The 10,575-nt window shown below is 68.0% G+C and carries 13 protein-coding genes and 1 pseudogene; 2 read left to right on the plus strand and 12 right to left on the minus strand.

The genetic code is table 11. The annotated features are described in order from the left end of the window. The first annotated feature begins 494 nt into the window (after positions 1–494). The gene (locus tag QMK34_RS32130) at positions 495–1,424 is read left to right on the plus strand and encodes a hypothetical protein (protein ID WP_326418395.1); all 930 of its coding nucleotides are present in this window, start codon (positions 495–497) and stop codon (positions 1,422–1,424) included. Between the two features lie 708 nt (positions 1,425–2,132). On the opposite strand, the gene QMK34_RS32135 is transcribed toward QMK34_RS32130, so the two are convergent. Continuing rightward, a complete protein-coding gene (locus QMK34_RS32135; RefSeq protein WP_326418396.1) occupies positions 2,133–2,555 on the minus strand; it encodes a histone-like nucleoid-structuring protein Lsr2 in 423 nt (140 codons plus the stop codon). Positions 2,556–2,845: 290 nt separating this feature from the next. Here QMK34_RS32135 and QMK34_RS32140 point away from each other — a divergent pair, with 290 nt between their 5' ends. Further along, positions 2,846–4,096: an IS4 family transposase gene (locus QMK34_RS32140; RefSeq protein ID WP_326418397.1), complete on the plus strand. Its 1,251-nt coding sequence runs from the start codon at positions 2,846–2,848 to the stop codon at positions 4,094–4,096. Between the two features lie 402 nt (positions 4,097–4,498). Here the strand turns inward: QMK34_RS32140 and QMK34_RS32145 are convergent, their stop codons facing one another. The 11 genes and pseudogenes from QMK34_RS32145 to QMK34_RS32195 all read right to left on the minus strand — a co-directional run. Then, positions 4,499–4,867, minus strand: coding sequence for a hypothetical protein (locus QMK34_RS32145; protein WP_326418398.1), 369 nt, complete (start codon positions 4,865–4,867; stop codon positions 4,499–4,501). Next, positions 4,864–5,676 carry a hypothetical protein gene (locus QMK34_RS32150; RefSeq protein WP_326418399.1) on the minus strand — a complete coding sequence of 271 codons (813 nt, stop codon included), beginning with the start codon at positions 5,674–5,676 and terminating at the stop codon, positions 4,864–4,866. The genes QMK34_RS32145 and QMK34_RS32150 overlap by 4 nt, the downstream gene beginning before the upstream one ends. Before the next feature lie 331 nt (positions 5,677–6,007). Beyond that, positions 6,008–6,352: a hypothetical protein gene (locus tag QMK34_RS32155; protein ID WP_326418400.1), complete on the minus strand. Its 345-nt coding sequence runs from the start codon at positions 6,350–6,352 to the stop codon at positions 6,008–6,010. A 1-nt stretch (position 6,353) separates the two neighbouring features. After that, positions 6,354–7,118: a hypothetical protein gene (locus tag QMK34_RS32160; RefSeq protein ID WP_326418401.1), complete on the minus strand. Its 765-nt coding sequence runs from the start codon at positions 7,116–7,118 to the stop codon at positions 6,354–6,356. Continuing rightward, positions 7,115–7,606, minus strand: coding sequence for a hypothetical protein (locus tag QMK34_RS32165; RefSeq protein ID WP_326418402.1), 492 nt, complete (start codon positions 7,604–7,606; stop codon positions 7,115–7,117). Before QMK34_RS32165 ends, QMK34_RS32160 begins: the two co-directional genes overlap by 4 nt. Before the next feature lie 3 nt (positions 7,607–7,609). After that, entirely contained in the window at positions 7,610–7,807 is a 198-nt protein-coding gene (locus QMK34_RS32170; RefSeq protein WP_326418403.1) for a hypothetical protein, read from the minus strand. A 99-nt stretch (positions 7,808–7,906) separates the two neighbouring features. Next, positions 7,907–8,257 carry a hypothetical protein gene (locus QMK34_RS32175; RefSeq protein ID WP_326418404.1) on the minus strand — a complete coding sequence of 117 codons (351 nt, stop codon included), beginning with the start codon at positions 8,255–8,257 and terminating at the stop codon, positions 7,907–7,909. Next, a complete protein-coding gene (locus QMK34_RS32180) occupies positions 8,250–8,816 on the minus strand; it encodes a hypothetical protein (RefSeq protein WP_326418405.1) in 567 nt (188 codons plus the stop codon). Before QMK34_RS32180 ends, QMK34_RS32175 begins: the two co-directional genes overlap by 8 nt. Next, positions 8,813–9,649, minus strand: a complete 837-nt coding sequence (locus QMK34_RS32185) for a hypothetical protein (RefSeq protein ID WP_326418406.1) — start codon at positions 9,647–9,649, stop codon at positions 8,813–8,815. The genes QMK34_RS32180 and QMK34_RS32185 overlap by 4 nt, the downstream gene beginning before the upstream one ends. Positions 9,650–9,715: 66 nt before the next feature. Further along, a complete protein-coding gene (locus tag QMK34_RS32190) occupies positions 9,716–10,033 on the minus strand; it encodes a hypothetical protein (protein WP_326418407.1) in 318 nt (105 codons plus the stop codon). 84 nt (positions 10,034–10,117) lie between these two features. Continuing rightward, positions 10,118–10,575 (minus strand): annotated as a pseudogene (locus tag QMK34_RS32195) (hypothetical protein); the annotation flags it as partial.

The following is a 10,575-nucleotide window of genomic DNA, read 5'->3' on the forward strand; positions in this document are numbered from 1 at the left end:
ATGTGAAGTTCGAGTCTGTCAGGCTTTGGCACGATGTAGCGAAACGGATAGAAGGGGAGACTTCGGTCGCGCATCCTGCCGACGTCTCGGAATGCCAGTAGGACCTGCGCTTCAAGCTCCTGCTGCGATGCGGACAGCGCTGCCGGAGCACTAGCAACTCGTCGGAATCCATCCTCACTGTCTACCAGCAGATGCTGGCCGTGGACATCCGACGTACCTGGCCCCGCCGCGTTCCCGCTCACCGGCCGAACAGCCACCCAGCGACGTCGATGCCGCGTTATCCACGTTTGTGGACCCATATGGAGTAGTAGTTCCCCAACAGGGGAGGCCGCGTCTACAAGAGACGGTCGTCTTTTTTTGTCTATCGCTTGACATGGAGGGGCTGACGAAGCGTCCATAGACGTGTAGCCCGAACCACCGGACCCGCACCGGCGGGCGACGCCCCCGGCCGGGGCATGACACCCACCCGAATTCCGTACCGAATGGAGCCCGTCATGTCCCACACCACCAAGACCACCACGACCGACACCCGCCCCCTGCATCTGGTGTCCACCACAACCGACGCAACAGGCCCCCAGCCTGCGACCATAGATACCAAGGTGCGCGACGCGCTGCTCGCCAATCCCGGTGCCACGACGGCGACGCTGGCGATGGAGGCAGGGGTCGGGCGGTCCACAGCGGCGAAGCTCCTCGCCCGCTGGGCGAAGGAGGGCACCGTGATCCGCGCCAACGGCACGGACCCCGCCTCCCCCGCCACCTGGACCATCGACGTCGCCGACGCGTGCGCGGATGACGGCGACGCCATCTCGGCAACCGAGCCCAACACAGTCACCACCAGCCCCGGCATCCCCGACACGAGCTCAGACACTGCTGACGACAGCACCGGCACGCACGACCACGCCGCTAACGCCGCCCCGGCAAACACCACGGCAGCACCCAGTGACGACGACACGGCGTCGGCCGACGCCGTGTCGTCGGCTCCGGCACTCAACGAACCCGTAGACACCGTAGACACCGCAACGGAAGCCCCCTCCGTCGACCGCGACGGGGACGCAGCGACCCGCAACGACACCAACCCGGGTCAAGCCGCCGCTGCGGATAGTGGCGACACCGGGTCGGCCGACGCTGAGCCGCACACAGGCGACCCTGACGCCGATCAGGACGCGCGACCGAGCGCGCCCACGCCCTCTCCCACGGTGCAGGGGTCGCCGACGGATCGGCTTCCGAAGGGTGGGCTGTACGAGCTGGTGAAGACCTACCTCGCCGAACACCCCACCGACAGCTTCGGCCCCGCCAAGATCGGCACCGAACTGACCCGCTCCGGCGGTGCGGTGAACAACGCGCTGGAGAAGCTGGTGATCGACGGTCACGCGATCAAAACCTGTGAGGCACCGAAACGGTTCGCGTACAACACCGCCAACTAGCCATCCCTGCGTCGGCATCTTGGTGCCCCTGCCCGGGCCCCAGGATGCCGACGCCTGTTCGATGGGCCCGAACGGGACGCCAGCCACCGGGTCGGTGTGGCTCAATCCTGACCACGGCGTCTGGCTCAGGCAGCTAATGGGCCGGGGGTGTCGCACCGGGCTGGGAACGACCAGCTGGGGCCAGATCGCCGCCGACTGGATCGTGCCCCGGCTCGGCCTACCCGTGTGTCCCGTTCTCGATGTTCCGGTCGACGGGCCTCGGTTCGGGTGGTCGACCAAGCTGAAGCCGATCGTGCCGTGGGCTGGTGACCGTCCGCTGGCCTGGGCCGACGACCAGCTTCACGGCACAGACCGAGGATGGGCGGAGACCCCGCAACGATGACCACGGCATTCCGACGCTCCCCATACAGCCGTGGCCGTGACCTGGTCTGCAACGCGCCCACGTCGACACCGCCCGCACCTGGCTCGACGCCGACCTTTAACCGCCGCATCCGGCAGGTAACCGCTGAACGCGTGTGAGCCCTGGTTATCTGATAGATCGCCAGGGCTCACATGCGTTCAGCTATGAGGGCACAACACCGCCAGTGCAACACCAGGCCGGACGCCCACCTGCGGGAGGTCATCTCTGGTCGATCACACTTAACCAACGGATTCCACCGTAGCCGCGGCGACCTGGCTTTCAAGGCACTTCACAAAGACGGAGCGAGGTCAGGCCTTGGCGGCCGCGACCTTCTTCCGTGGTGCTCGCGTCTTCTTCGGGGCCTCGACCTCAACGGGCTCGCGTTCGTTCAGTTCGAATGCCTCGACCACGTCCGCCGGAATCCGGCCACGTTCGGACACGGGATACCCATTATCGATGGCCCACGCGCGAATCGCCCGTGAGCGCTCGCGGTCGCCTGAGGTAACAGTTTTCCCTTCGACGGCCGACTGGCCTGCCGCCAGACGCACTTTACGCCCACCGGTCCGCCGAGCGGTCGCGACATAGCGCGCCAGCTCGTCCCGAAGGCTAGCCGCGTTGCCCTCCGACAGATCGATCTCGTAGGTAACGCCATCAAGACTGAACGGGACGGTCTGGTTCGCGACGCCCCCATCGATGTCATCGACCATCTCGACAAGAATTTTCTGTGCCATGGAGATCCTCCTCCCGCCGGAGCTTCACGGAGAAGCGTTTGCCCGACGAATCGCCTGAATGTGCTTTGTGATCGATGCTACGGGACAGGTTACCGCAGTTCATATTGATTTCAATGCAGGGTCCATAAAGCCGATCCCACTCGTTTGTGACGCTGGGTAATTAACGGACTCCGATTACGGCTACCGGGTCAACCCCAATGCCACGTAGCTTAAGTTGATCTTGGTTGGGTGTTGGGTTTCCCGGCGTGGTGGCGTGGTTTGTCCGGGCTGAGCTGTTCTGATCGTCTGTCATGAGCTCAGGTGTGACGGCCAGCCCGGATCAGGTGTCGCTGGGTGTGCTGATGGCCGCCGTGGACCGGGATGTGATCGACGCCGCGGTCGCCGCGTGCGGGGTCGGGGCGAAGCGGTCGGACGGGAAACTGCCCCCGCATGTGGTGGTGTATCTGACGATGGCGCTGTGTCTGTTTCCCGATGATGATTATGAGGAAGTCGCGACGAAGGTCACTGGTTCGTTGTCGCGGTTCGGGTGCTGGAACGCGTCCTGGACGGTCCCGACGGCCAGCGGGATCACCCAGGCCCGCAAACGTGTGGGCCGCACGGTGATGGCCGAGGTGTTCGACGGTGTGGCCGGGGTGGTGGCGACCTCGGACACCCGCGGCGCGTGGCTTCGGCGGTGGCGGTTGCTGGCGATCGACGGGTTCGAGGTCGATCTGCCCGACACCCCCGCCAACGCCACCGAGTTCGGCTACGCCGGATCGGGTAGACACCGCTCGGCCTACCCGAAAGCGCGGGTGGTCGCGCTGGCCGAATGCGGCACCCACGCATTCCTCGCCGCCGAGGTCGGGCCCTATGCGGTCGGCGAGCAAACGCTGGCGCAGAGGCTTTATCCGCGCCTGCGTGGTGATGAACTGCTCACCGCCGACCGGAACTTCTACAGTTGGGCCGCGTGGGACACCGCCGCCGCGACCGGTGCGGCACTGCTGTGGCGTGCACCGACCCAGCTGAACCTGCCCGTGGTCGCGGTCCTGCCCGATGGGACCTACCTGACGGTCCTGATCAACCCGAAGGTCCGGGGCGCCGGTCGGCGGCGGCAGATCCTCGCCGCCGCCGAAGCCGGGCACGACATCCATCCCGATGAGGCGCATCTGGTCCGGGTTGTGGAATACGACGTCCCCGATCGTGAAGGTAACGGCACCGGGGACCTGATTGTGCTGCTGAGCAGCATCACCGACTCCACCCAAGCCCGCCCGGACGAACTCGCCGCCGCCTACCACGAACGATGGGAGGAAGAAACCGCCGACGACCAGCTCACAACACACCTCCGCGGCCCAGGCAAAATCTTCCGATCCCGGCTTCCTGACCTGGTGCACCAGGAGATCTGGGCCTGGTTGACCGTCCATTACGCCCTGAGTGTCCTCATCGCCCGCGCGGCCGAGGCCGCCGATCTGGACCCCGACCGGATCAGCTACAGCCGCGTCCTGCGCCTCACCCGCCGCACCGCCACCGGCACGGCGGGCTTTTCCCCCTCAAGACTGGACTGACGCTCTCCCTGCGATCCTGGCCGACATCACTGGCAAACGCCTCCCGCCACGACGGCACCGGACCTGCCCACGCGCAGTGAAACGCCTACGCCACAACGCCTACCGCACCAAGAAACGCACCGAACCCGCCAGCACCCGCCACCCCGGCCCACCCACCATCAGACTCCGCAAACTCACCCCAGCAACAAGATCAACTTAAGCTACGTGGCATTGGGGTCAACCCCGTGTCCACCATTTACGAACTACGGTTGTTGGTGTAACCGTCACGGGACCCGAAAACACGCTCAGTTCACTGTGCGGCAGCACCTGTGACCGCCCATGTCCTTCAGACGTGGAACGGCCACACAGCGGCCGAGAGTTGCCTTGGCCACCGTGGACGCACCGTGTCGCCCCGCGCGGCGGTTAGGTCGGGGTCGGCAGGTCGGGGGTGGTGAATCCGAAGAACACGAAGCCGCGTTCAGGACCGTCGTGAACCGGCAACGCGCCGCAGAACGACTGGTCACCGCCGCCGACCAGTCTGCTCAGGTCTCCCGGCGGGCTGACACCGACCAGTTCCAGGGTCAGCTCGCCCAGCAGGTCCCGCGCTCGCTGCTCGGCATCGAGGCGGCCACGGCACTGGAACTCGAGCAGTCGAGCCGTGCGTTTGCGGGCGACGGTGCAGCCACCGGTCGTGGTGGTGTCGCGTTCGACGGCGGCGGTGAACGCGGTGGCGCAGTCGGGGGCCGCCGCGAAGACCACGAACAGCGGCTGCTCGGGACACGGCTCGATCATGAATTCTCCGTGACGTGGCTCGTCGGCATCCTGGCCATGAACGCGGTGACGTCGGCGGGGGCGCGGCGGAAGGCCCAGTCCGTCCCGTCGATCCGGTAATTCCCGCCCTCGTCCGGGGTGATGCGCCACGGGAGGTAACCGTCGAGACCACGCAGGCTCTGGTGGACGTGGACGAGGGTGCCGTCGGCGTCGACGTACGCCTGCGGGTAGGAGTCGGGGTCGACGCGGTGGCGGCTGGTGCACCACGCCACCACCGCCTCGGCGACCTCTCGCCGGAACGTCGGCACCACACACTCCTCGCCCCGCGGCTCCACTGTGGCGGGGAAGGCACCGATGAGCAGGTCGTCGGGGTCGCAGCAGACGAGCACCTCGCCGTCGGCCGGAACGCGGAGGAGGTGGTCGCAGAGGCGTTCGAGGTCGTGGAGTTCGGTTGTGGTGGTGCGGGTGGGGATGGACAGGAACCAGCACCCGCCTTCCGGGCCGAACCCGTAGCGGCCGTCGTCGTCGGGTTCCACGACATGGCGGTGCTGCTCGGACTCGCCGCGCAGGATCAGCCACGTGTCGCCGTCGAAGCGGGCCAGCGGATACCAGTCCGGGTCGAGCGGATAGACGAGGTTGAGCCAGTCGGCGATCGCCTCGGCGGCCTCGCGGCGGAAGCGGGGGCGCGCCCAGATACCTTGCCGGCGGTGCTCGTCCACCAGCGCCGGGAAAGACACGGTGTACGGCTCGACCCGGTAGCCCGACACCAGCTCGACGTAGAGCTCGTCGCCGATAGCGGTGAGCGGGGTGGGGTGATCGGTGGTGGTCATGGTGCGTCCTTTCCCGAGGTGGTGTGTGGTGACGGGGCTGGTTCGGTGTCGGTGCGGACCCAGCGTTTCGTGGCGGGGTCCCAGGTCGCCTGGGTGTAGAGGCGATTGAGGTCGGGCAGCCCAGGGCCGAAGAACCAGCCAAACTCGCGGCATTCCGGGTACCCGGAAATTTCCCCGGTCCAGAGGTCCTCGTCGCATCCGCAGGCGCCGTGGTCATGACGTTGCAACCCGTCGCGCATGCAGCGCGCCACATCGCACCCGACGAGATGCGGGGCGCCGGATGCGACCTCGCAGTCCGGACACCGGGCCGTTGCCCGGCAGAGTGCGGGATTCACGCTGATCGCCTGGTTCGGGCGTCGGCGATCGGCTGGCCTGCCAGCAACGCGTTCCAGGCGTTGGCCTCATTGCCGAGCCAGGTGTTCTGGATCCGTGCGGTGGGGTCGGCGAGCGCGCGGCGGTGGGCGGCGATCAGCGCGGCTCCACCGGTGATGGCGCCCGCGAGGCGCAGGTGCATGTCGGCGCAGTCCATGTGCCACTCACGCTCCTGCGCGCGGCGGGAGTCAGTGATGGTGCCCAGGTGGTCGTGGATCCCTTGTGCGGCCGCGAAGTGGCTGGCCGCAAGGACGGTGTGTTCGGCGGCCGTCAGTAGCAGTCCGGTGGTGTCCGTGGTGGCCATGTCAGAAGTCCGTTCGTGTCGTGGTGGCGGGGTTAGGCGCGGCTGGTGAGGACGGCTCGGATGCGGTGGTCTCCGAGGTCGGGGTGGGGGGTGTGGCGGTCGTCGTCGGCGACAGTGACCCGCACACCGAAACGAGGTGGTCCGCCGTCGGGGTCGGTCCAGCCGTAGCGGGCGGGCAGGGACGCGAGCAGGGCCTCGGTGGTGTGTGCGGCGGGATCGCCGCCCACCGGCCGCCCTCGTGGCCGGGGGCCGGGGGGCGTGCGGGCAGGGTCAGGTCGGCGAGGATCCGCACGGCCAGCTGACGCAGATCGAGGTCGCAGGTGTCACCCAGCAGCGGCCCGTAACGGCGGGCAACGGTGTCGGCGGCGTCGAGCCCCGTGAACCGGCAGTACCCACCCACAGCGGGCAACACGAGTGGTGTCTCGTCGGGCTGCGGCCGCACCTGCCACGCCGCCCGTGTTTTCCAGCGTTGGGCGTGATCGGCACCCCAGACGGCTCCGTCGTCGAAGGCGTAGGTCATGTCGGTGCCATGGCTACTCGGCCAGGGCCACGGCCACCCACCACCCTCGCGGTAGGCAGTGCCCGATCGATCCACGTCGACGCGGACGACGAAGTCGAGGACGCGCCACGCGTACTCGTCCGCGGCGACCGAGTCGACAAGGTAGGCGAGATAGTCACACTGGCACCGGTCCAGCCGTGCCGAGCCGAGCCATCGCGCGTCCGGGCCTCGCCCGAGGTAGAAGTCGTACGTCGTCGACGGACTCACAGGGCAGCTCCGTGTCGACAAGGGTTGCCAGGGGCGGGGTGGAGCATGCGGGGCATCGGGGCCGACGGTGGCGCGGCCGGGTCGGCAAGCCACGAGTGCAGGTCCGGTGGGCCGAGTTCGTCATCCACATTGGCGGATTGACGTGGGTCGGCCGGGTCGATGCGCTCCCACCGGGTCCCGCCGCCCACGGTCGTGAACACCGCCGACTCGCCGGGATCGAAGATGACGATCCAGCTGGAGACATGGCTGGTGGGCCAGGGCCACGGCCACCCGTCCACGATCCGATGGGAGCGCCCGTGGTTGCCGGTGACCCAGTCGGCGAGCAAGGCCTCCACGGCGTGGCGGTAGGTGGATTCCGTGCTGGTGGTGAGGGCGAGGCGACCAGGCGGGACCAGCAGGATGTTGTCGGGTTCGCAATCCCTTTGCAGGGAACCGATCCACTCGGCGTCGGGGCCGCGTCCGACGTAGAAGTCGGTTGTGGTCGACATCATTCAGCTCCTCGGACAGGCATACGGATTCGGATCGGGGTTCGGTCGCGACCACACCGGGTCAGGTACGGCGTGGTGCGTGGGGTTGTCGGGTTCGTTGGCACGGCCCAGGACGTAGACCAGCAGGATGACGGGCGTCCACGGACCGGGCAGCATCACAGCGAGGACCGTGAGCGCGAAGCGCATCTTCCGGCCGGACATGATTTCTCCCTTGCTATCCGCAGGGTATGGGCACCACGCGTCAGAGCGAGTTGTGTCCATTGTGGATTCTTTCAGCCGGGGAGTGTCGGGTAGGTGTGGTCAGGTCCAGAAGGGGTTCGGGTCGGCGACCACGGTCACGGTTGCGGGAGTGCGTCCCAGCTCGTGCAAGTCGGAAACCTGACCGGGCGTGACGACGTGGGTGTGGAGGCGGAAGCGGTGGTCGGCGGGGTTGTGGGGGTTGGTCCAGTTGTGGGCGGTGGCCACCGTGGTGATCTCGTCGAACGCGTCCCGGTCACGCTCGGTCGGTGTGTGGCGGGTGTCGGGGGCGTCGTCGAGGCCGTAGAGGTAGAGCCGGATGTGGTCGAGGGTGGAGTTGACGGCGGCGGCGTAGCGGACCTGAGGCCACACCGCCGAGCCGTCCACGCGTCCGAGACGGGTCAGCTCAGCCATGATCCACACGGCGACACCCGCCAGGTCCAGGGCTGCGGTGTCGGGGTGGGAACTCGCCGTAGAGGCGACTCGCCGGCACGAGGTCGACTCGTGGCCGCCCGCCCGCGGCAAGGGTGACGGTGTGCCACTGACCCCCGTGCGGGGTGGCGTGAGTGCGGCTCGGTACGTAGTAGAGGACCTGTCCGTCGTCGAAGGCGTAGCACGGGTGCGCCCACCGGTTGTCGTGGTTACCGTCCGGCGGCGGGCACGTCCGATACGGCCACGGGTCGGTGAGGTCTACGGTGCCGCCACCGAATCCGGCCGCATGCCACCCGGTGACGAGCTCGGAGAGCGAGGCGTGGAAGCCGTGGTCGGTGGTCTCGTTCAGCAGCGCCCGTCCCACTGGGAGCGTGGCGAGGGTCGCCGGGTCAGGTAGCGGATTCGGTGCCGTAGCCGTGAGGACTCCGCACAGGGTGGACGTGTTGCCTCGTCCGGTGAAGAACCCGGCCCGTGCGGTCATGTCCGGGCGAGCACGTCGGGGTGTTGTGGTGTCGGTGTGGGTGCGGTCGGCGGTGCTCATGCGGTGATCTCCTGTCCGGGTCGTGCGGTGACGGCGGTCGTGGGTGCCGGGTCGGGGTCGGTGGGGCGGGTGTCGGTGGCGCTCCAGCACCATTCCCACCCGCCGATGGCGTAGCGGCCCTCGTGTGGCGCGATACGGTCCGGGGTGTAGCCGTCCTCGTCGACATAGGCCGGGTGGACGTGGACGATCGTGTCGCCGTCCCAATAGGCCCGTTCCTGGTCGTCGCCGTACGAGCGGTAGATGTCGTTGACCCACGCCACGACGGCGTCGGCGACATCACGGCGAAACAGCGGGTTGGCGAACCCGTTCCAGCTCTCTGGCACGACCAGCGCGGGGAAGTACGGCTCGTCGATGCTGACCCACTGCTCGCCCGATTCGAGGGTCCACGAGTCGCGCGCGGCGAGGAGTTTCTCCGCCGTGGCATGCATCTGCTCGTCGTCGGTGGTGGGCGCGGACACGAACCAATGCCACACCCGCGACGACCATTCCAGGCGGTAGTAGCCATCGATGCCGAGGATGAAACGGTGTTCCCGCCCGGGAATGCCGTCGACGGTGGCCTCGGTGATCACCATCCAGCCGTTACCGGACACGGTGCGCGCGCCACACGCGACGCTGCCGAGCCACGCGGCGATCGCGGCGGCGACCTCCGGCCGGAACCTCGGGCGCACCCACCTCCTCCCCTCAGGGTCGCCCGGGTCGGCGGGGTGGCGGTCGGCGGCGATCCAGGCGGGGAACCCGATCCGGTAGGGGACGGGCAGAGCGGGGGTGTGGTCGAGTTCGACGTACCACTCGCCAGGTTCAGCGGCCAGCGGTGCGATCGTGGTGGTGTGCATGGCGGACGTCGTCCTCTCCGGGTTGGCGGGTGCGTTATGTCGAGCGCAGGGGCTAGGTGATGGCGGTCAACCGAGAATGAGGGCGGCGCGGGTAATCAGGCGGTCGGCGACCTCACACAACACGGTGGGGGTCCTGACCCCGGCATGACAGGTCGCGGGATGCCACCAGGTGACGGGTTCGCTGACCAGCGGGGTCCACTTGCGCTCGGAGTTGAGCAGGTGGACGTCCGCGCCAGATTGACGCTCGTACGTGTCGCGGTAGACAAGTACTCGGACTGTTTCGGTGTCGGTTTTGTAGATCCGGGTCACCGTGCAACGGGTGCCCTGGTCGTCGAGGGTTTCGTCAACCATGCGCGGGGTAGCCGGGGTTTCGAGCGTGTCCATTGTGGTCACTTTCTGATGTCGGCGGGTGGTGTGTGTCCCCTGGGATGGCGGGGCGGGCGGCTATCCCGCCCCCGTCATCCCGGGTTAGGTGGTGGCGCGCAGCGCGGCGGTGGCGGCTTTGCCGATGACGCGGGCGGTGGTGGCGGGGTCGGTGAGGGTGTGCACGGTCGCGCCGTTCATCGGCCTGCATCCGGGCTTGTCCGGTGCCAGCCACAACACCGCGCACCCAGTGGCGCGTAACCGGTCCAGCAGTTTCTGGCCCGCGCGGTAGCGGTCGTCCTCGAACTGGCCGTCGGACACGATGACCAGCAACCGCGCGGCGTCCGCGCGGGACAGCCCGAGTGCTGCGTCGAGGGCGTTGATCGCGGTGTCGACGTGGTGCCTGCCCGCTGTGGCGGTGAATTCGGTAACGCTCTTCGGTGTCGCACCGGGGCGGGTGATGGGGTACACGTCGCGCCCGAACGTCACGGTGGCGGTGGTGGCGGGCACCGTGGTGTGGCGGGCGGCGTCGGCGAGAATCCACGCCGCCGACGCCACCGGTC

Source organism: Amycolatopsis sp. H20-H5 (assembly GCF_035828755.1).
In the GTDB taxonomy this organism is placed as follows: domain Bacteria; phylum Actinomycetota; class Actinomycetes; order Mycobacteriales; family Pseudonocardiaceae; genus Amycolatopsis.